Source organism: Planktothricoides sp. SR001, assembly GCF_001276715.1.
Lineage (GTDB): Bacteria > Cyanobacteriota > Cyanobacteriia > Cyanobacteriales > Laspinemataceae > Planktothricoides > Planktothricoides raciborskii.
The window spans coordinates 58,059-79,540 of record NZ_LIUQ01000032.1 but is presented as its reverse complement, the minus strand read 5'-3'; the positions used below and the strand labels follow the sequence as shown (position 1 = coordinate 79,540).

The 21,482-nt window shown below is 44.1% G+C and carries 15 protein-coding genes; 9 read left to right on the top strand and 6 right to left on the bottom strand.

What is annotated here, in order from left to right:
• Positions 1 to 39: 39 nt before the first annotated feature.
• On the top strand, positions 40 to 867 hold the full coding sequence (locus AM228_RS18260; protein WP_304437846.1) for a CHAT domain-containing protein: 828 nt from the start codon (positions 40 to 42) through the stop codon (positions 865 to 867).
• 1,418 nt (positions 868 to 2,285) lie between these two features.
• Here the strand turns inward: AM228_RS18260 and AM228_RS33000 are convergent.
• The gene (locus AM228_RS33000; RefSeq protein ID WP_156331882.1) at positions 2,286 to 2,423 is read right to left on the bottom strand and encodes a hypothetical protein; all 138 of its coding nucleotides are present in this window, start codon (positions 2,421 to 2,423) and stop codon (positions 2,286 to 2,288) included.
• A 31-nt stretch (positions 2,424 to 2,454) separates the two neighbouring features.
• Between AM228_RS33000 and AM228_RS18255 the strand changes: the two genes are divergently transcribed.
• From AM228_RS18255 to AM228_RS18245, 3 genes are all read left to right on the top strand, one after another.
• Positions 2,455 to 3,882 carry a methyl-accepting chemotaxis protein gene (locus AM228_RS18255; protein ID WP_072160832.1) on the top strand — a complete coding sequence of 476 codons (1,428 nt, stop codon included), beginning with the start codon at positions 2,455 to 2,457 and terminating at the stop codon, positions 3,880 to 3,882.
• A 270-nt stretch (positions 3,883 to 4,152) separates the two neighbouring features.
• Positions 4,153 to 7,191, top strand: coding sequence for a hybrid sensor histidine kinase/response regulator (locus AM228_RS18250; RefSeq protein ID WP_072160831.1), 3,039 nt, complete (start codon positions 4,153 to 4,155; stop codon positions 7,189 to 7,191).
• A 239-nt stretch (positions 7,192 to 7,430) separates the two neighbouring features.
• Positions 7,431 to 9,215: a glycosyltransferase family 39 protein gene (locus tag AM228_RS18245; RefSeq protein WP_231636851.1), complete on the top strand. Its 1,785-nt coding sequence runs from the start codon at positions 7,431 to 7,433 to the stop codon at positions 9,213 to 9,215.
• Between the two features lie 50 nt (positions 9,216 to 9,265).
• On the opposite strand, the gene AM228_RS18240 is transcribed toward AM228_RS18245, so the two are convergent.
• Positions 9,266 to 10,126: a M23 family metallopeptidase gene (locus AM228_RS18240; protein ID WP_197285340.1), complete on the bottom strand. Its 861-nt coding sequence runs from the start codon at positions 10,124 to 10,126 to the stop codon at positions 9,266 to 9,268.
• Positions 10,127 to 10,593: 467 nt separating this feature from the next.
• On the opposite strand from AM228_RS18240, the gene zds reads away from it, so the two are divergent.
• Positions 10,594 to 12,030, top strand: a complete 1,437-nt coding sequence (gene zds / locus AM228_RS18235; RefSeq protein ID WP_054467852.1) for a 9,9'-di-cis-zeta-carotene desaturase — start codon at positions 10,594 to 10,596, stop codon at positions 12,028 to 12,030.
• 122 nt (positions 12,031 to 12,152) lie between these two features.
• Here zds and AM228_RS18230 read toward each other — a convergent pair whose 3' ends face one another.
• Together AM228_RS18230 and AM228_RS18225 are read right to left on the bottom strand one after the other, a co-directional pair.
• Positions 12,153 to 12,998 carry a hypothetical protein gene (locus tag AM228_RS18230; RefSeq protein ID WP_054467851.1) on the bottom strand — a complete coding sequence of 282 codons (846 nt, stop codon included), beginning with the start codon at positions 12,996 to 12,998 and terminating at the stop codon, positions 12,153 to 12,155.
• A gap of 182 nt (positions 12,999 to 13,180) precedes the next feature.
• A complete protein-coding gene (locus tag AM228_RS18225; protein ID WP_054467848.1) occupies positions 13,181 to 13,744 on the bottom strand; it encodes a hypothetical protein in 564 nt (187 codons plus the stop codon).
• Between the two features lie 640 nt (positions 13,745 to 14,384).
• Here AM228_RS18225 and AM228_RS18220 point away from each other — a divergent pair.
• The 3 genes from AM228_RS18220 to AM228_RS18210 all read left to right on the top strand — a co-directional run bounded on the left by AM228_RS18220 (position 14,385) and on the right by AM228_RS18210 (position 17,583).
• Complete coding sequence (locus tag AM228_RS18220; RefSeq protein WP_054467846.1) at positions 14,385 to 15,506, top strand: type II secretion system F family protein; 1,122 nt, start codon at positions 14,385 to 14,387, stop codon at positions 15,504 to 15,506.
• Between the two features lie 250 nt (positions 15,507 to 15,756).
• Positions 15,757 to 16,347, top strand: coding sequence for a hypothetical protein (locus tag AM228_RS18215; protein WP_054467845.1), 591 nt, complete (start codon positions 15,757 to 15,759; stop codon positions 16,345 to 16,347).
• Positions 16,348 to 16,467: 120 nt separating this feature from the next.
• On the top strand, positions 16,468 to 17,583 hold the full coding sequence (locus AM228_RS18210) for a tetratricopeptide repeat protein (RefSeq protein WP_054467843.1): 1,116 nt from the start codon (positions 16,468 to 16,470) through the stop codon (positions 17,581 to 17,583).
• 142 nt (positions 17,584 to 17,725) lie between these two features.
• Here the strand turns inward: AM228_RS18210 and AM228_RS32995 are convergent, their stop codons facing one another.
• Positions 17,726 to 17,890, bottom strand: coding sequence for a hypothetical protein (locus AM228_RS32995; protein ID WP_156331881.1), 165 nt, complete (start codon positions 17,888 to 17,890; stop codon positions 17,726 to 17,728).
• 1,126 nt (positions 17,891 to 19,016) lie between these two features.
• Between AM228_RS32995 and AM228_RS18200 the strand changes: the two genes are divergently transcribed.
• Positions 19,017 to 19,937 (top strand): lipopolysaccharide assembly protein LapB, encoded by a 921-nt coding sequence (locus AM228_RS18200; protein WP_082348938.1) that lies wholly within the window; start codon positions 19,017 to 19,019, stop codon positions 19,935 to 19,937.
• Between the two features lie 90 nt (positions 19,938 to 20,027).
• On the opposite strand, the gene AM228_RS18195 is transcribed toward AM228_RS18200, so the two are convergent.
• Positions 20,028 to 21,338, bottom strand: coding sequence for a DUF2330 domain-containing protein (locus tag AM228_RS18195; protein WP_054467839.1), 1,311 nt, complete (start codon positions 21,336 to 21,338; stop codon positions 20,028 to 20,030).
• Between the last annotated feature and the right edge of the window lie 144 nt (positions 21,339 to 21,482).

The window sequence follows — 21,482 nt, the reverse complement described above, 5'->3', positions numbered from 1 at the left end:
AATCCGCATCAATATCGAGAGTTAAAATAACTCCATAAACTGTTAATTAAACCCATTGAAGATTTATTACCGACTAACCCAGATGAACGAGTAATTTTTGTTCCCACAGATGCTTTATTTTATCTACCTTTTGCGGCTTTGGTAGATGAAGAAGGAAAATTCTTAATTGAAAAACATACAATTGTAATGTCTCCTGCCATTACTGTGTTAGAAACAACTCACAAAAAACGGCAAAATTTATCTTCTTCTGCCCAAGATATTGTGATTGTGGGTAATCCGCAAATGCCGAAACTTGCACCGAGTCCAGGGGAAGAACCTAAACCGTTAGCCCCCCTTCACTATGCTGAAAAAGAAGCGATTGAGATTGCTAAAATGTTCAATACTTCGGCTTTAATTGGATCTAATGCAACAGAATCAACGGTAGTTGAACGCTTGAAAACTGCTCGAATTATTCATTTTGCTACTCACGGATTTGTTGATAATATTCAACCTTTAAATAGTGGCGTAGCGTTAACTCCTGGGGGTTCGGAGGATGGATTATTAACGGCAGATGAAATTTTTGACTTAAAATTAAATGCAGAATTAGTGGTTTTAAGTGCCTGTGACACTGGACTTGGACAGTTAACCGGGGATGGGATGATTGGGTTATCTCGTTCGTTTTTGAATGCAGGAGTTCCGAGTTTAGTGATGTCGTTATGGGCTGTAAATGATCGAACAACCTCTCAATTGATGATACAATTTTATCAGAACTTACAGACGACACCCAACAAAGCCCAAGCGTTACGACAGGCGATGTTAACGATGAAAAATCAATATCCTGATCCTTATTATTGGGCGGCGTTTACTTTAATAGGTGAAGCAGAATAGCAGAGAATGAAGATCGGTAAAGGGGGTAGATAAATCCCCGGGGGTTAAAACCCCTTTAACCGACTGTAGGGGTCAACGGCCGTTGACCCCTACGGGGATTTATGTACCCCCGCAATCGTCGGTTAATTGCGGAGGTACATAAATCCCCGGGGGTTAAAACCCCTTTAACCGACTGTAGGGGTCAACGGCCGTTGACCCCTACGGGGATTTTAATCCCCGCAATCGTCGGTTAATTGCGGGGGTAGATAAATCCCCGGGGGTTAAAACCCCTTTAACCGACTGTAGGGGTCAACGGCCGTTGACCCCTACGGGGATTTTAATCCCCGCAATCGTCGGTTAATTGCGGGGGTAGATAAATCTCCGGGGGTTAAAACCCCTTTAACCGACTGTAGGGGTCAACGGCCGTTGACCCCTACGGGGATTTTAATCCCCGCAATCGTCGGTTAATTGCGGGGGTACATAAATCCCCGGGGGTTAAAACCCCTTTAACCGCCTGTAGGGGTCAACGGCCGTTGACCCCTACGGGGATTTTAATCCCCGCAATCGTCGGTTAATTGCGGGGGTACATAAATCCCCGGGGGTTAAAACCCCCGGCTAATAGCGCAAGTCGGTTAAAACCGACTCTGGATTATTTTGAAATTGGTAATATTATTTACAAAAATTCATACAACAGTAGGGGAGCAATGCTTGCGCCCAAATAGACCAGTACATAAATCGCCGGGGGTTAAAACCCCCGGCTAATAGCGCAAGTCGGTTAAAACCGACTCTGGATTATTTTGAAATTGGTAATATTATTTACAAAAATTCATACAAAAGTAGGGGAGCAATGCTTGCGCCCAAATAGACCAGGGGTTAAAACCCCCGGCTAATAGCGCAAGTCGGTTAAAACCGACTCTGGATTATTTTGAAATTGGTAATATTATTTACAAAAATTCATACAACAGTAGGGGAGCAATGCTTGCGCCCAAATAGACCTGGGAATTGTATAGTTTCTAAAATTGGTATTAATTATGTTCACCTACTTAACAAGTTTAACCGTAACAATTCCCTTTCCATTAGTATTGGGGAAAAAATTTGAGATGGGCGATCTCGGGTATTCGCCCAAACTGTTACAGAACGAACAGCAGAAGTCGCCCGGTAAGCTTTCGCTATGCCGCTAGGCTATATGCGTGGTACAGACGGTCATGGCCCGCGCATTCGGATCAAGAGTTTTCTGTTTACTCCATACAGGAAGTGATTGTCTGAGGAAAAAGTCCACGATTGACAATTGACAATGGATAATTGACAACTATTTATTATCAACCATAGAATCCCTACCTATCAACCATAGAATCCCTAACCATTAACTATCGACTATTAACTATTAATTATCAACTATCAAGCATCAATTTCCTCTATTATCCATTATCCATTAAAGTTTAGTTGGACATTGCGTCCCTGCCTTGTGGGTTTTTTGTTGCCCAGGTGACAGGGCGATCGCGGTAGAGTTGCGGAGCAATATCGCGATAGCAGTGCGGAGCACTTTCGCCTAATTCCGACAATTCACACAAATTCACTCTTAATTATCAGTCACACCACAAATTTGCTATGAGCAAGATTAATACTTTAAGGAATAAACTGTACTTAGGATTTTTTATTATCCCAGCAGTGATTCTCTCAACAGTCAGTGGTTACTCGTTATATTCATTTTACCGCATGGATCGACAAGTGGGAAAAATTTTTGACGATCATGTAGTTACTTTAAGAGAAGTGAATGCTTTACTGGATCATTATGCTGTGGTGATTGTTGATGCCACCAATAAAGCTAGGGTGGGGATTATTACAACTGATGAAGCTTTAAATTTAATTTCTCGATCTCAGACAGAAATTCGGCAAAGCTTAGATAGATATTCATTGACAGAACAAACTGAGGAAGAACAATCGATTATGCAGAAATTATATGGTTCATTTATCAAAGCAGATCGAGAAATTGAAAGAGAAAAAATATTATTAAAAGCAGGAAATATTGCTCAATTAAACCAAGGTCAAAATGCCATGTATTTAGCCATTGATCCGATTAGCAATTATTTAAGAGAACTTAGAGACTTGCAACTGGAAAATGCCGCTAAAGAACGGGAAAAAGCTCAACATATTTTTTCCCAAACCCTCTGGATTTTTGGGTTTTTAGTCTTTTTAACTGTAGTCGGTGCTTCGCCTTTTGGCTATCTGATTAGTCAAGCGATTATCGGTAAACTGAAAAATACGGTGAGTGATATTAGTGAGAGTGCGAGGCGGATTTTGATCGCGAGTGAAGAACAAGAGCGGATTGCTTCTAGCCAAGCTAGTTCGGTGAATGAAACAACTACTACAATGGATGAACTTAAAGCTTCTTCTCAGAAATCAGCAGAGCAAGCGGAAGCGGCACTGAATGGAGCAAGACAAGTGTTATTATTAGTTAGAGGAAATGAACAAAAATCAGAAGATGAAGCATGGCATAACAACTACAATTCTAGCTTAAGTGAAAAAGTTGCAGAAATTGCCGATCAAATTAAAAATCTTAATAACCAAGTACAGCAAATTAATACCATTGCTGTACTGGTGAGTAGTTTAGCCGACCAAACCAATATGCTGGCTATTAATGCGGCAGTAGAAGCGGTGCGGGCTGGGGAGCAAGGGAAAGGATTTGGGGTGGTGGCGACAGAAATTCGTAAACTGGCCGATCGCAGCCGAGAATCAGCGGTGCAAATTAATCATTTGGTTCGGGATATTCAAACGGCTACGGTAGCCACGGTTTCTGCCACGCAAGAAGGCAAAACAACAGCCTCCATAATTGTTGATGCGGTCAATAATATTGTGTTAAATTCACAAAAAATCTCTCTGACTGCACAGCAACAAGCAACGGCCATTCAACAAGTGGTTGGGGCGATGAATATTTTAAACAGCAGCGCCCAACAAACGGCGATCGGGATTGCCGAAACCAAAAACAGTACCGAGCAACTAAAATCCGCTGCGGAAAATTTGGATATTATGCTTTAACGGTGAACCTGTTCAACCGGGCTGTAGCAACGGTAAGTTAAGTCAGGGGAGACGGGGTAAACCCTGCCGTTGATATGGTGATTTTATACCTGCTCAGAAGGTGCGAATAATTCAGGGAGTAGATATAATTGATTTCAAGGAATCATTTCAAGCCATTTGTAGGGTGGGCAAATTTTGCCCACTTTACTGACTACTACTGATTACTATATTGATAATCGTTGATGATTAATTTATAAAAATTTTGCCCAATCCGTTGAAGGACACAAACCGATGATGATAGAAGATGATGAACTCCGCACTACCTTTCAGTTTGCCAGTGAAGAACATTTGCAGAAATTAGATGAAGGGTTGTTATATTTAGAAAAACATCCCGAAGACCAGGAAAAGCTGGCAGAAATGATGCGAGAAGCTCATAGTCTAAAAGGGGATGCCGGGATGTTGGGGGTGAAAGATGTGGCAACTTTAGCCCACCAATGGGAGCATTTGTTGGGGACATTAAAGGATGGCGAAGCTTCTTTGCGCGAGGGGATTTACGATCGCCTCTATTCTGGTTTAGACGCCATTCGTAAATTAGTGCAGGAAGCGATTACTGGAGAACCGAGTGGAGTTAATACCTTTTATGCCTTGGCTGAATTAATGGGAGCGAAATCTCACTCGGAATCCCCAGAAAGCCGCGCTAACCTGGAAGCATCATCGTCGGTGCCATCATCTGTCCCACCATCTGTCAGTGATGAAGTACCACCACCAGCCCCAATCCCATCAGAAACGTCGCCTGTCAGCCCGGAAGTACCAGAAATTATTCCCCCACCTGTGAGCCTTGAACCCGGAAGTACCAGTTCTCTGCTGATTGATGATGAAGAACTGCGGATGACTTTCAAATTTGCCAGTGAAGATCATCTACAAAAGTTAGATGAAGGTTTGCTGTATTTAGAGACCCATCCCCAAAACCAGGAAAAATTGGCGGAAATGCTCCGAGAAGCCCATAGTCTCAAAGGGGATGCGGGGATGTTGGGGGTGAAAGATGTGGCGACTTTAGCCCATGAATGGGAGCATTTGTTAGGCAGTTTAAAGGAAGAAACGACTTTCCTAACCGGGGAATTGTGCGATCGCCTCTATTTCGGCTTAAACGCCATCCGTCAACTGGTGCATGAAGCAATTACCGGGGAACCCAGTGGGATTAATGTGCCGGATGTCCTCGCTCAGTTAACCGCTCAAGTGGCAACGGGCAACGGGCAAGTGGCAACGGGCAACAGGCAAGTGGCAGAGGAGATGAGGAGCAGAGGAGATGAGGAGCTTTCCCTCCCCGGCTCCCCTGCACCACCGCTCCCCGGCTTCTCCGGCTCCCCGGCAGCCGATGGCGGCGATGGCGGTTCCCCCGTTCCCAGTTCCCTGGACAACAACATTGCCGACTCATCATATGAGAGGAAAACCTCGGACTTAGAACCCTTCACCAGCACACAGTCGAGCACATCGAGCAGAACCGGGGCTTATCGGATTGAGTCCATTCGGGTGGAAACGCGAAATCTGGATGAACTGATGACTCAAGCGGGTGAATTGACCGTGACCAAGAGTCGGATTAACCATCGACTCGCGGAAGTAGAAGAAATTGTCAGCCTGTGGGAAGAGTGGAACCGCGATGTCTTTGTCAATCGCTTCTGTATTGATGAAGTAGTCAAAGGCAATCGTAATGGGTCTGTGGAGCAGTTAAAAAACTTTCATCATCGCACAGAAGACCGTCTGCAAAAGTTCGGTGAGTTGATTAGCAGTCTAAGAAGTTCTATTTATGAAGATACGGCGCGATTGGATCTGATCGTAGATGAGCTAGAAGAAGGAATTCGGACTTTGCGGCTGTTACCAATGTCCACGATAGTGAATTTATTCCCCCGCATGGTAAGGGAACTAGCTAAAGAGTACGGTAAACAAGTAAACCTGATTTTAGAAGGAGCCGAAACCAGAGCCGATAAGCTGATTCTAGAAGAAATGAAAGACCCCTTGATTCATATTATTCGGAATGCGGTGGATCATGGGATTGAAACCCCAAAAGAACGGATACAGCAGGGCAAACCGGAGACGGCAACGATTCGGATTAAATGCTACCAAACCACTAACAATATTATTATTGAAGTGAGTGATGATGGTCAGGGATTGGATCTTGAAAAAATTAAGCAAACAGCCCTGAAACGCGGCATTTGTCGTCCTGATGAACTGGCGAATATGACCACCAATCAGATTCAAGCATTAATTTTTGCCCCCGGTTTTTCTACCCGCACCTTTGTCACGGAAGTTTCCGGCAGAGGTGTGGGTTTGGATGTGGTGCGGACGAATGTAGAACGACTCAAAGGCGCGATCGCGGTTCACTCCACTCCGGGCAAAGGTTGCACCTTACGACTCCAATTAGGCACCACCTTAGCCACCGCCCATGTTTTGTTGGTGCAGGTGGATCAACTGGTCTATGCTTTGCCCGTCGAAGCCGTTCAAATGGCCAAGTTTATCTCCAAAGATGAGATTTTTTCTTTGGAAGGGCGGAAAACCATGATTATAGAAGGGCAACCTATTTCCGTGGCCAGATTGAGCGATTTACTGCCGATTAATTCAAAGATTCCAGAACATCTGCGAATCAGTCGGAATCATACTAGGTTTGAGACAAAAAGTCATCAAGAAGACAACACCAATTCTCAGGAGCATAAAATACCTTGTATTATTCTACAAATCGGCGAAGAACGATTAGGATTATTAGTAGATGCCCTGATCGATGAGCAAGATGTAGTCCTGAAACCTCAAAGTAAACTGCTCAAGCGAGTCCGCAATATTTCCGGTGCGACAATATTAGGTACTGGGGAAGTTTGTATGGTACTAAACCCCCAAGACTTGATCAAATCTGTCCGCCAACAAGCTATTATTATTAGCGATGCTCAACCTCTGGAAGAGAAAATTACCGAACAACGCAAAAAGGTCATTTTGTTGGTAGAAGATTCTATCGCTACCCGCACCCAAGAAAAGCGGATTCTCCAAAGTGCTGGCTATGAAGTGGTGACAGCAGTGGATGGTTTGGATGGTTGGAATAAGCTGAAAACTCGTCAATTTGATGCGGTGGTTTCCGATATTCAAATGCCTAATCTTGATGGGCTAGGACTCACAACAAAAATTCGTCAACATAAAGAATATAGTGAGTTGCCGATTATTTTGGTGACATCTCTGGCCAAAGATGATGATAAGCGACGCGGGGCAGAAGCGGGGGCAAATGCCTATATTACTAAGAGTAGTTTTAATCAACAAATGCTCTTAGAAACTATCGAAAGATTAATTTAAGCAACCTAAAAACCGGGTTTCGGCAAGAAACCCGGTTTTGGCGATGATAGGCGATGATAATTTATTTTTGTTTTGGTGTTATGGTTGGTGTACATTGGTTGGTAAACATGGTTGGTAAACTTTGCCCTCTAAAATTTTGCACATTTGGCGCGTTCGCGATAGCGGTGCGGAGCGCGATCGCGATAGGAATTTTTTTCAGAATTATTTGTCTGGGTAGGCGAGAGTTTTGGTACGATGAAGTGCTATCTTTACTTTTGAGTAATGGCCAAAAAATTGCCTACCAAACCCCAGGAGATTTGCCGGTAAAATTGGCAGACTATTCTGCTTTGTTAAGCTTACCTCGTACCTCTGGGGTGAGCGACTTTCTGACTAATTTGGTGAATTTACTCAAAGGAATTGCCGGAGGTGAACCTCATCCCCCACTATTTTATCTGAGTCAACATTTTTGGCTGTATCTGTTTGGCAATAGCGAGGCAGGAATGCGGAGTTTGGGGGTGGTTCTCAGTATTGCCGCGATCGCTGCTGCCTATTTTTTGGGCAAACTACTTTTGGGACATCGTGGCGGACTTTTACTCGCCGCTTTATTGGCCATAAATCCATTTTATCTGTTTCATTCCCTAAATTTGCGAATGTATGGCCCCCTAGTTCTTTGGGTGACATTGACTACCTTATCTCTGCTACAACTGATTCGCCTAGAAATAAATGCCCCAGAAATAAATTCCCCAGAAATAAATTCCCCAGAAATAAATTCCCCAGAAATAAATTCCCCAGAAATAAATTCCCCAGAAATAAATTCCCCAGAAATAAATTCCCTAGAAATTAATTCATCTAAACTCCTGTGGACATTATTACTAATCGGTTCCGTAACTGCGGGTTGTCTCACTTTTTACTTATTTGCCTATTGGATGATTACCCTGGGAGTCGTGGTACTTTTTTTAGATCGGCAACATTGGTGGCAACATGGATTACGGTTAATCGCCGGAGTTTTACTCACAATTCCTTGGGCACTTTGGGGCACCTTGCAGCAACTTAGAAATGCTGATTTTGGCCGATTTAATGCCAGTAATGGATTTTTCGCGAGTATGCTGCAACATTTACAAGATTTAGCCAGCACTCTGGGGATTCATTTACTAATCGGCGATTGGGCTACTAGCCTACCGAATTCTATGCAGGCGATCGCGGGTTTTCTGGTTATGGGATTACTCACCGCAGGGATAATCTATGGGTGGCAGAATCCTCATAAACCGGGTTTCTTGAAGAAACCCGGTTTCTCGGAATCATTCATCAAGTCTCCGCGCCGTCTCCTGATATTAGGCTTTTTATTGAGTCTTTTTCCCCTATTAATAGCCTTAGCAGTGGATATAATCACCGGCAAATTTACCCTAGGCTTTGGGTGGGGCAGAAGCATGATTTTTATTCTTCCGGGCTGCTTACTATTACTCACTATTTTAATCATGCAATTAATCAGGGTATCAAACAAAATATCCGCTTCTACCCCTGAATCCCCTCAGCCGCGCCCATTAAATCCCCGTTGGCCTCAAATATTCGCCGTAATTCTTCTCTTATTATATTTAGGAATTAACGTGGGAGATTTTACCCTTCGACCCCGCTGGATGTTTCATCAAATTGCCGATATTCTTCAGGGCGAACCGAATAGTCCCACCTTAATTGCCATGAACTCAAAAGCCTGGGGTCATGTCATGCGGTTAGCGTATTATATTCCCGCAAACTTGCCGGTCATGCTATTAGCGGAACCCGCCCCAGAATTAGCGATATCCTTAGAAAAAAGCTTAGAAAAAAGCCAGGAAAAAACCTCTAGTCAATATCAGCGAATTATCTGGATAGATAGTCATACCCCCATTTGGTCAAATCCAACCACAGAAACCGAAAAAGAAGCTATCACAAAAGTTTTAGAATCTCAATTTCAATTAGAAAAAACTTGGCAAGTTTCTGGCACCATGAATAGTGATGAATTTACGCTCAAACTTTATCATCTATCTGCTCAATTGATAATTGATAATTAATAATTAATAATTAATAATTCATAATTATCAATTATTAATTATCAGAGCAACTATCGATCGCTCATATTTGCTAAACGCAAATACAGTTGAGGATCTTCTGCCACCCAACCGAGATCGGAATTTGATCGCACCTCAAAATGCAAATGGGGTTCGTGAACATCCGGGCTTCCCGTGGTGCCTACAGTGCCAATTTGTTGTCCCTTTTTCACCTGTTGACCTGGTTGCACCGACATTAACTCCAAATGGGCATAACGAGTTTGCTTACCGCTGGCATGGTTAATCACCACCAAATTGCCATAAGCCCCACGGGAGTCAGCAAAAGCCACCACCCCATCCCCCACAGTCAACACGGGAGTACCCACTGCTGCTTGGAGGTCAACGCCACTGTGAAAAGCCACTTCACTGCTGGTCGGTCGTAAGCGCCAGCCATAGCCCAGTAATTCTACTGACTGCCCTGGTAAGGGGAAACCGCCCAAAACTCCTTGTCGCACTACTTGACTAGCAGATGCTGCGGAATTAATCGGCGACCAATTGACTCCAGGAACAAATACCACTCGCGGGTTAGCTTGACAACCATTCACCTCAAACAAAACATCGGGCCGCAAGTTATACTTTTGGGCTACGTCTTGCCAAGTTTCACCTGCCGGAACCTCGACGCGGATGCCGTTGTAGGGGGGAATCAAAATCTCTGCACCGACCGGCGCATTCCCTTGCTGTAATATGGGATTCATTCCCATCAGGGTGGCAGGAATCAGATTATATTCTGCGGCAATAGTTTCCAGGGTTTCACCGGCAGCAATGCGATGCTTTTGCAGCCGGGATAAGGCCGGTAACGGACAACCTGATTCCTGTGAAATTTGCCGATTTTCTGTTTGGGCAATTTGATTGGCCGTGGCATTTAACCCGGGCATAAGTAAATATATAACTGTAGAGAGCAAACACAGCCTCAACGGTGAATTCATATTAATAATAGATGTGAGAAATTTCTAAGTTATTAGTTATTAGTTATTGGTTATTTAACAAACAACTTGCCAACAAATAACTAATAACTAATAACAATTTATCTGTGCGATCGCCTGAAGCAACCATACCTCAATGCTACCCAACTGACTTCAGCGATCGCCACTCCATACCCGGACAGGGGGAGCGGAGGGGCTGGGGTGCAGGGGAGCGGGGGAGAATTTTTGCCCTCACCCCCCCTGCCCCTCATCCCCCCTGCTCCTTATCCCCGTTCCCCGCTCCCTGATAACTGTTCCCCTTTCCCCAACCACCAACCAACAACAACTAAATTTTATTTCTGGCAGGGATTAACCTACGGCGATCGCTCATATTACAATATGTAAAGAAAGTAAAAAAATTCAGTAGGAAAGGGCAGAGAATGCGAGTTGCGATCGCCGGTGCGGGACTAGCAGGTATGGCCACCGCAATAGACTTAGTAGACGCGGGACACGAAGTAGAAATCTTTGAATCCCGTCCGTTTGTCGGTGGCAAAGTAGGCAGTTGGGTAGACCCCGACGGCAATCATATTGAAATGGGGTTGCACGTCTTTTTTGGCTGCTACTACAACCTCTTCGACTTAATGAACAAAGTGGGGGCAGGAAATAACCTCCGACTCAAAGAGCATACCCACACCTTTGTCAATCACGGGGGCAAAATCGGCGAATTAGATTTTCGGTTTTTTACCGGAGCCCCGTTCAATGGCTTAAAAGCCTTCTTCACCACCTCACAGCTATCAGTCCAGGATAAACTCCAAAATGCGATCGCCCTGGGAACCAGCCCGATCGTCCGTGGATTAGTGGACTTCGACGGCGCCATGAGAAATATCCGCGACCTAGATAAAATCAGCTTTGCGGACTGGTTCCGCAAACATGGGGGCAGCGACGGCAGCATCAAAAGAATGTGGAACCCGATCGCCTACGCCTTGGGGTTCATCGACTGTGAAAACATCTCAGCCCGGTGTATGCTGACCATCTTCCAATTCTTTGCGGTCAAAACGGAAGCCTCAGTCCTGCGAATGCTAGAAGGTTCCCCCCATGAATACTTGCATAAACCCATCGTCAAGTATCTCGAAGACCGGGGCACCAAAATCCACACCCGACGGCAAGTCCGGCAAATCTTATTTGAAGATCGCCCCATTACAACCGTCACAGGTCTACGGGTTGCCAACGGGGAAAGCGAAGAAACCATCACCGCTGACGCCTATCTTTTCGCCTGTGATATCCCCGGCATTCAGAAAGTGTTGCCCCAGGAATGGCGGAAATGGCCGGAATTTGACAATATCTATAAACTCGAAGCGGTCCCCGTCGCCACCGTACAACTGCGCTTTGATGGCTGGGTGACAGAACTCCATGACGCGGAAAAACGCAAACAATTACAGGAAGCAGCAGGATTAGATAATCTGCTTTATACCCCAGACGCGGACTTTTCTTGTTTTGCAGATTTAGCCTTAACCTCTCCCGCTGATTACTATCGCCAGGGACAAGGTTCTCTAATGCAGTTGGTGTTAACTCCAGGAGATCCATTTATTAAACAGAGTAACCAGGAGATCGCCGACCATGTACTCAAACAAGTGCGGGACTTATTCCCCTCAGCCCGCGACCTCAACATGACCTGGTATAGTGTGGTCAAACTGGCCCAATCCCTCTATCGGGAAGCCCCTGGCATGGATCCTTATCGTCCCGCCCAAAAAACCCCCATTCCCAACTTCTTCCTCGCGGGTGCCTATACCCAACAGGATTATATCGACAGTATGGAAGGGGCGACCATTTCTGGACGACAAGCGGCCAAAGTGATTCTGGAATTTGCCGGTAAATAGTTGATTTTTATCCCTTCAAACAGAAAAAACACGAGGATTTCTCTTCGTGTTTTTTCTGTAGAAATTCGTCCGATCCAGAAGTAAAGGTTTAATCGATATTTTCGATATTTTAATCCAAATTTTTAATCCAAATTTTGGCGTTGCCACGATGGGGTTGCTTCAGTCGATCCATTATTTTCCATCATCCAAGGAATGTGATTAGAAACTGGCTTAGGGGAGAACGGAATTGATAAAGGTGATATTCCTTGACCAAGTTGTTTGGTTTCTCCTAAAGTCTCTAATCCTTCTAAAAGCGCTTCCCGAACCAAAGGTTCAGGTTCTCGACTCCACATTAAATGAAAATAGTCGGCGATCGCCTCTTGTTGTTCTCGCTGACCATAATTTTTTCTGATTAAACTGGTTAGCTGACGCACAGAAATTAACCGTTTCAGGGGATCGGCATCGGTTAAATTGACAATTAACTGATTCAGGCTCAGTTCTGCTTCACTGGATTTATGGGTCAAAAAATGCCAAACTAATAAGCACAAAGTGGCAAAAATCCCCATTGTTTGCAGTGCAATAATCCCCTGGGTCGCCCCGGTAGCTATCCAGTGGTCTTCCGTTGACAACCAGATAGACACAGCCAGATAAGTCAACAAGCTAGTCATGCCACCTGTAGCCACGGAGATCGCCACCGCTTGATTTGTCCCCCGGAAAAACCGATGCCACTGCTGAAAAATTCGCCGCCAATCCCATTGTTGCATAAAATACATCGCCAGCATCGCGACGATGCCAGCCCCGGTTGCCAACAACAGTTGCCAATTCCACAATAGAATTGCCACCGCCATCCCTAATACCACCAAATGGCCGGTCTGTTTGCGCCATCTCAACCGAGTCAACGGCTTGAGAAATTGCTGCACCTCTTTTGGATCCCACAACTCCGAAATCAGATTAACCAGTTGTTGCCATTGCGACGAAGCTTGTGCCACGTTAATTTACCTAGTTATTGCCCAGCAAAGAAAATCACCTAGTTTAGGACTTTATCACTGAAACCAGGTTTTTATCATAGCTTTTTTTTCTCCAGTCTCTATCACCAGGGTCTTGGTCAGCCCCCAGGTCGATGATTCAGGATTCATTGAGCGTCGATCGCTCATAAGCGATCGCCACTTGCTTATTTCCTAAAACTAATCGCATCCAAAGTCAGTTGGCCATCAAATGCGTAGAAAGTGACTTTATGGATATTCCGTGCTTGGACAAACAATAACTCATTGGGCGAAATCGCTGCATTACTGCCTGCTAAATTGGCGCTGGGGAGTTTTTTCCGCATCAGTTCTTGGCCTAGAGAATTATAGGCGGTAAAAATCGTGGGGCGAGAACTGGTGACTCGGCCACTGACATAAGAAACGGGTTGGGCAAACGTCATAGAAATGAACCCATTGTCAGGAGATGCTAACAATAGCATTTGTCCTGAGTAGGTGGGAAAAGCGGGATTGGAGGGTTTCAGGGCGATCGCATTGTTAAAAGTAATGCCTAATGACTCAAATTGGTGATCGATCGCTTCAAAAGGTGTCAACGTTTCCAAATTCAAGCAGTGTAACTCAGAAGTTTCCCCTTTGACCCTCAACCGAGCGTCCTCAGACTCACCGGCAAATAAGCGCGATCGGTGAAACGGCGGCAAAGTTGGCTCGAAAGCTTCGATGATGCTACGGGTGGTAAAACTAGATGACTGAAACATAAGACCCTATTGACCTATTGCGTGCTGTTTGCTTGTCGTGGGATGACAAACCAATCCTTTCACGGGCTTGATGAGGGGTCTGACCCCTCACTAAACTATTATGTATGATTTCTTCAGATTTGGCATCTGAGAACAGGATTCACCCACTCCGATGCTTTATCCGGAAAGAAAAAAATTCCCGCAAAAATTTTTTAAGCTCATCAGGTATAATCAGAATAATTCCGTTAATCTAATCAGCGAATATGCTTTAAATTAGTCATTCAGAAATATTTGAATTCAAACAACCAAAAAATCAATGCCTCCCTGGTTGCTTAATAATTTTTCAAAATCCTTCAAAATCATTTAACAATAATTGCCTAATCAGCAATGATTGGGGTTCAGATTCCTAGGAATATAAATGAGTCAATGATATCAATAAACTGGCGGAACAAATCTTAAAATAAGCTGAGGAATTCACCAAAGATAAATGATTTAAAGCGAGGGAAAACAGAAATCAGTGACATCAACGGAGGGGGCGCGATTCGCCCCTAAGCGCGATAGCTTCGCTTCACGCTCGCATCACTCGCATACTTAGATAGAGGCTATACAATAGAAGATAAGTGACTAGAATGTTCCATGTTTATGGTTATGGAGTTTTACTATGGCACAAGCGGTAGGTGAGAAACCCACAAAAGGGTTTGATTTCTCACAACTGGAAGAAAGGTTCAACATGATGATGTCGAGTATCACGGTGAAGGATAAAGCCGTGTTCTCCCGTCAGTTAGCCATGATGTTCGCTTCTGGGATTGCCTTGATGAAAGCGATCGACATCTTGGGCAGTCAAGCAGAAAATGCCAAAATGAAGTACGCCCTCAAAAGGATCAAGGCAGACCTGGAAACCGGGGTGCCTTTGTCCGTGTCAATGGGCAAATTTCCCGATGTGTTTGATGACCTCTATTGCGCGATGGTAGAGTCCGGTGAAATTGGGGGGGTTTTGGATACGGTGCTGAACCGGCTGGCGATCGCCCTGGAAAAGTCCGCGAAAATGGAAAACGAAATTAAATCAGCTTCGTCTTATCCCAAAGCCGTGGGATCGATCGCGGTGATTGTGTTTTTCGCCATGACCACCTTTCTTCTGCCCACATTTGCGAAGATTTTTGAAGACCTAGGCGCTAAATTACCGTTTATCACCGTTGCGCTGCTGGAAATTAGTAAATTTTCCCGAGATCCCATGAGAATGGGGCCGGCGATCGGCGTGTTGTGGTTTGTAATCTTCTTGATCAAGACCTATTACAAAACCCCGGTAGGTCGTCTGATGATCGATCGGGGGATGCTTTACTTGCCCATTATTGGAGAACTGCTGAAACTGATTGCCGTGGCTCGTTTTTGTAACACCTTTGCCATGTTAACCGCTGCGGGGGTGCCCATGCTGACCTGCTTTGATATTGTGGGCAGAACCGCTGGCAACCAGGCAATCTGTAATGCGATTACCAGTGCCAAAAGCGAAGTCCAACAGGGTGGCAGTTTAACGGAAGCCTTTGAACGAGAAAAAATATTTCCCAACATGGCTATTTCCATGATGAGAATTGGGGAAGAAACCGGGGAACTGGATAAAATGCTTTCTAAAGTGGGCGAATTCTACGAAGATGAAGTGGAACAAGCCATCAAAGGTCTGACCAGTACCTTGGAACCAATTATGATGGTGGGGATTGCGGCGTTGGTAGGTTCCATTCTGATGTCGATGTATTTGCCCATGTTTGCTGTGTTTGACAAATTAGGTTAATCCCAATTTGTGTCCATGAATCCAGCCATGAATTATTTCAAGGGCGATCGCAAATCTTGTCACATTAAATTGAGTCGGTGCAGTGCATCTAACTTGATAATTAGACCGCTGGCCAAACCGCAACTCATCTCTTAAGCATATGCGACGGGCTGGATTCTTCAGACAGCAATATTCTCATAAAAATGATGATTTTCTGAACGGTAAAAATTTGTCCATACCTAAAATACTGGAGAGGGAAATTAGCAAAAATATGCCTATTCAACAATCTCATTACGAAGAGCTACTTTCTGACTATAGCGACTCCACTAAAGTAGTGGAACTGTTGAAAAAATATCGACCTTACATGGAAATGATTCCCAGTATGCGTCGGCCAAAAGAAAGTGTGATTCCTATTCCTTTGCCCACAGTGCGAGTCCGTGAACCGATATCACCGTCTAAACCCGGTGGCTTTAGTGCATCGGCACAAGAAGTGATTAGCCTTCCTTGCGATCTGGGGATTATTATGTGCGATCCAGAATGGCAAATTAAAGTAGGAGTAGAAATTTTTGTCTTTATTTATCGTCCCCATGAAGAATTTTCTGAGTTACTGATGCGTTGGCGGAATACTCAGGTCTGGTTGAGTCACGGGTATGAATGGTTAATGCCCCTACAACATAAATATATTCTCGGTGAAGCGGCTGAATCCATTTATCCACTTTTTGTCATTTTTGAGGAAACCCCTGAGCGAATTAAAAAAGGCTTAAAAGGAGCATCTCTTCCCTTTGTTGTGGAAACTATCAGACAACCTTATGAATATCAACCAGAAGAAAGTATAGAAGAAGTGATTACGCCTGCGGAGTAAATAATTAAGCATATTTGAGCATATTTGCTCTGCGGGCAATTGAGCGTCTACTGATTCAGCTAAGTCTCCGTTAATATTTCCCTAGCCATACTGCATACACATAATCAATAATGAATTTAGATGATTTCGCTAGATGAAGTGAAAGCGGCTTTTGATGCCGGTGACTATCGAGAAGCCACAAAATTACTGAAAATTTTACTTAAGGATTCCCCAGATAATCCTTGGGTGCAATTTTATGTGGGAAAGTTGTATGAAGTCACTGATAAGCTAGAAGCGGCAGAAAAAGTTTACCGCAAATTGCTCAGTCAGGGGAGAAATCCCAAGGTGGTTTCACTGGCAAGGGAAGGTTTGAAGCGGGTGGAAATGATTCCCAAAGAACGCCGCCAAGCCGCGATCGCCCGTGCCAAAGAAGACCCCAGTCAGCTTTTGCCCGGACTACTGGTACTCGAACCCATTGACCCAGAGTTGAAAACCCAAGCGGCTCAAAGCTTTGCCCGAATTATGCAGTTGGATCCATACTCAGCCCGACTGCTACTGCCAACCCGCAGTTGGCGGATGTATCGGACTGGGGTGATCGGTGAATTGCGGGTATTTGTCGATGAGCTTCGCAAGGCGAACATCCCTGCGTTTTGTGCCACAATAGAGCAAATTAATCGGATTCGCGTCTTTCGCACCAGCTATTTTCAGTCGATTTCCCCTCAAGCCACGGTGGTTTGTCAGAATGAAATGAATCAGGTCGGGCAAATTTCTTTTAACTGGTCAGAAGTCACACAACTTGTATCGGGATTACTGCCTATTTTTGAAGAAGTGGGAGTACAAAATCATCGGCGGACTCGGACAAACTATAAGCAGAAAATTAGTAATTATGTGGGGGTTTGCGATTTACATCTACCCCAGCGGGGCTGTATTTTACGTTTGTGCCAAGATAGTTATGAATTTCAGCAAGGCTTTGATTTCACTCCAGAAGCCAATCAGCCTGCTAAAGGGTTGACGCCAAAAATTGAAAAGTTCAGTACACAACTCAAATGGCAAAATATGTTAAAAATTCTGAAAGAAAAATTACCCCTGATTGCCTGTTGGTCTGATTTTACTGCTTTTGCTGAAACCACTTTACAAGAATTAGATATGCTCGATCGCATTACTTCTCATATCGATTTATTGCGCGAAGTACCGACAAATTGGGATCCAGCATTTCAAGTTTATAGTGGCTTAGTGTTTCTCAGGCCAAATTTGTAAAAAATTTGTCAGCAAACTTGTAAAATTTGCTTGATTTTAAATCCGGCGATCGCTCTACGATCGCTCTATGATACCTCTATGATCCCTCTATGTTGAAAGATGGTGATGACAATGTTGGGTAATAAATGTTGGGTAATAAATGTTATCGACGGCCTCTAACATGGATCGGGTCTTTTTCTCCAGCATCACTGACTTGGCCATTTAGGGCTGCATAAGCTTTAGCTGTTTGATGCTCAACTGGAAATGACTTAATGGTGATTCCCACACTGAGAAGAAGTAAGAATATCATCGATGTGTAAAAGCGCATATTAAATCTCCTGTTTTTTAGGCTGCTACTCCTGATTACGCAAGTTCGATTCTGGAATCAGGACAAAACACCCTAAAATGTGAATTTTTTTAGAGAAAGCTTTATTTTATGATGCTGAAATATTTTTTTTGAGAGATTTTCCCTAATTTCCGTAAATTTGGATTAAGATAGTTACAGATAAGTATATCGATGTCTCTTGAATTCCTCTTGGCAAGTCCAGGAGGTATTTTTTGCGGGTATTTTTTGCGGGTATTTTTTGCGGGTATTTTTTGCGGGTATTTTTTGCGGGTATTTTTTGCGGGTATTTTTTGCGGGTATTTTTTGCGGGTATTTTTGGCTAGGCCCGATCGCGGTCTTGTCGAGTGTTAACCAATTGATTTTTTTCTAAGTATTAATACTGCTTATTAAACAACTCAGATCATTTTTTGCTGATCCCCGATGATTTTTATGTCAAATCTCCGGTGAATCATCAAAGGTGAATTTTTCTCATAATGTAAAGTTTTGTAAAAAAAACGCGCAACTTTGTTCAACTATGCTAAATTAACAATAGACACCAAGTTAAAGAAAACAAGTCCGTTGAGCTTCCGTGAGGTGTCGCCGACTGGAAGCTAACTCGCAGCCAACTGCGATACTTGTAAACCCTAGTTGTTGACCTTTTCTTATAGGAACGTCGTTTTATTTGTTCCTTTTAAATTTTTGAGGGCGTAGGATAAGCTCCATAGACAGTGAGAAGCACGAAGTCTCACCCAAATAAAGTCTTTTTGAGACGATACAGACGGATAGCTAACCCGTCTAATGCCTGTGGAGAGTTAGAAAAACCAGTAGCTTAGGTTATTGGGAATCTATGAAGCAGGAACAGAACAGATAATTCTAGATTTTTCTAGAAAATCGTAAGTTTCTGATAGCGGTAATTTGTTCTCATTTAATCCAGACCTAGCCAGCGTTGGCTAGGTCTCTTGTTTTTGAGTAAAAACAGGGAGATTTCCAGAGATGTAAATGCGTAAGTCCTGATAGAGATTTAAAATTGACTATGAACGATCGATCGCTTTCCGGGTTGATTCACTGAGTCATCTACGCGAACCAATGGTTTAGAATACTGACAGGGAAACCCCATGTCATAATATTTATGCAATTGCAAGTAAAAATCTGTCCAATCTTAATCGGCTTAAGCTGGCTGCTGTGGGGTTCGGTATCGACAGTGCAGGCTAGTGAAGTGCTCTCTAGTGAAACTTCGCCGATATTATATGCTCAGTTTAATCAGCAAGACCAGGCGATCCAGTGGATGACTCGCGGACTGGAATTGGTTCAGGCAGGCAATTTAACTGAAGCGATCGCGGCTTTCCGGCAAGCGATCGCGATCGATCCGTCTCTGGCACCGGCTTATTATAATTTGGGATTGGCGCTGCGACAATCGGGCGATTTACAAGCCGCTGCCGATGCCTTTTATCAAGCCATTCAAAACGATCCGGGGTTTGCTCTGGCTTACGCCAACTTAGGCGCAGCCCTCCTCGAAGGCAACAACCTACAACAAGCTAATGATTACTTGCAACGGGCGATCGCCCTTGACCCGAAAATGGGGATTGCTTACTACAACCTGGGACTGGTACAACAACAGCAGGGAAAAATTTCCGAGGCGATCGGGTCATACCGCCAAGCCATGCGACATAGCCCAGATGCCCCAGAACCCGGTTACTATCTCGCACTACTTTATTTACAACAAAACCAACTCCGCGAAGCCGAAGATGCATTGAAAAAAGTGCTGCAAATAGCGCCCAACTACGCCGAAGCACATTATCATCTTGGTTTCGTTTTTTTTAGTCGGGGCAAACTCGAAGATGCTTTAAACGCCTTCCGGCGTGCGGCGGAGTCCAACCCCAACTATGCCAATGCATACTATGGTGCTGGTTTAGTGTTTTTACGGCAAAACCTATACAGTGATGCAGTCCGGGTCTTAGAATACGCGAGGGATCTCTACAGTCAGCAAGGCGCCCGGGAATGGGCTAGAAAAGCCGAAGAACTGATTCAACAAGCCCGGAGTCAACAATAAACAACAATAAAATTGTTGTTTATTGTTTGTTGTGGGTTATTCGTTATTTGTGATTAGAGCCAAATAACGAATCACAAATAACCTATAACATTAAAACGGCCAAACTTTTCTCCACCAGGAGTCTGAATTTTTGGGAATATCCATTTTTTCGCGGATTTCATTAATATCCCAATTGGTCAACTGGGCTAAAGTTTGCGCCTCTTGTTCATACCGTTGGGGTAAAGAGCGTTGATATTCTCGTGCTTCCTGACATTCCGCTTTTCCCGTAAAAGGATGGCGGAGAATATAACGACCTTGGAAAAATTCTTGATTTCCTGTTTCCTGAAACATCAAATCTTCGGGAAACTTATCGCGGCTGTAGCGCACATGAATTCGGCTGATAAATACATTGCTTTGGTTGGGATTGTCCAGCCAATATACTCCCGCTTGCCGGAGTTCTTCTGGACTCAGCGGATCGGCAGAACAAGGGTCACAACTGGCCATGTCCCAAGCATATTCCAAAAAGGCTACTTTTCTGTCTTCCCGCTGATAAGCAGTTTGAAACATATCCTGATAAAATTCGCCAAATTCATTTTTGACAAATAGAGGAATTTCTGCATCAGAAGGAATCTTCACAGTCCGATAGTTTGTCACCTCGGCTTGCCCCCGTGGGGACAGAACATAAATGATTAAATCTTGCTCACTGGTGGCATTCATCATCCCTAGACGAATTGGCAACATGAATCGAGAAGATTCATAAGCAATTTGCAAGGGTCGCAAGAGTTTATAACCGGATTGGGCAAATTCTTCTAGGTTGACTTTAGCCACAAAGAATTTCATATTTTGGCGAATATAAGGTTGCAGCAATTGCCCGGCACCTTGGGGCAGTTTATACCCATTTTGTCGCAGCCAAGTTTCTAATCCATTGGATTCCGTGGCGCTGAGAATTAAAATTTCATATTCTCCCGCAGTAAATTGGGCTTCGATCGTGACTCCTAATGCTTCTTCTCTATCTCTACTTTCTGCTGTAGCGGATTGCGGTGCTGGGGCAGACCTCACCATATCACCTTCAAGATACCTCATGCAGGGATCTGAGTCAAAATATTCCACTAATCGTGGGGCTGTAAATCCATCTAGCCGTTCAATAATTGTCGGTTCTCCTACATGAACTTGTTCCGGTTGTAAGACCACGGGAACGGGGACAACGAGGGCAAAGTCTTTGACTTCTCCCTGATAGTCATTGGCCATTGTGATAATGTTGCGATCGCCATCTCTGGTAATAATCACTTGCGAGGCTTGGTTATACAGTTTAGTATCCGCTTTGGCCACATAAAAGCCACAAAATGCCTGGGCAGGATTCGCCCAAGCAAAAAGAGCGATCGCGGCCAATATTAACCCGATAAAATTCCTGAGTAATTTCATAAATCCTCTTGCTCCTAAAATCATCTTCACAATTATAATTTGGTATAATTTGGTAGGGGCGAAGCATTCGGGCGAATAATTGATTTCTCCCAACGGATAATTTCCGCCCCGAATGCGAAAGCCCTAAGCATTCGGGCGAATAAT

Bases quoted from the DNA above. Each gene is read 5' to 3' on its own strand.
- AM228_RS18200 (WP_082348938.1), top strand. From the start codon at position 19,017: ATGCAATTGCAAGTAAAAATCTGTCCAATCTTAATCGGCTTAAGCTGG.
- AM228_RS18250 (WP_072160831.1), top strand. From the start codon at position 4,153: ATGATGATAGAAGATGATGAACTCCGCACTACCTTTCAGTTTGCCAGT.
- AM228_RS18255 (WP_072160832.1), top strand. From the start codon at position 2,455: ATGAGCAAGATTAATACTTTAAGGAATAAACTGTACTTAGGATTTTTT.
- AM228_RS18215 (WP_054467845.1), top strand. From the start codon at position 15,757: ATGCCTATTCAACAATCTCATTACGAAGAGCTACTTTCTGACTATAGC.
- AM228_RS18220 (WP_054467846.1), top strand. From the start codon at position 14,385: ATGGCACAAGCGGTAGGTGAGAAACCCACAAAAGGGTTTGATTTCTCA.
- AM228_RS18240 (WP_197285340.1), bottom strand. From the start codon at position 10,126: ATGCCCGGGTTAAATGCCACGGCCAATCAAATTGCCCAAACAGAAAAT.
- AM228_RS32995 (WP_156331881.1), bottom strand. From the start codon at position 17,890: ATGCGCTTTTACACATCGATGATATTCTTACTTCTTCTCAGTGTGGGA.
- AM228_RS18225 (WP_054467848.1), bottom strand. From the start codon at position 13,744: ATGTTTCAGTCATCTAGTTTTACCACCCGTAGCATCATCGAAGCTTTC.
- AM228_RS18195 (WP_054467839.1), bottom strand. From the start codon at position 21,338: ATGAAATTACTCAGGAATTTTATCGGGTTAATATTGGCCGCGATCGCT.
- AM228_RS18210 (WP_054467843.1), top strand. From the start codon at position 16,468: ATGATTTCGCTAGATGAAGTGAAAGCGGCTTTTGATGCCGGTGACTAT.
- zds (WP_054467852.1), top strand. From the start codon at position 10,594: ATGCGAGTTGCGATCGCCGGTGCGGGACTAGCAGGTATGGCCACCGCA.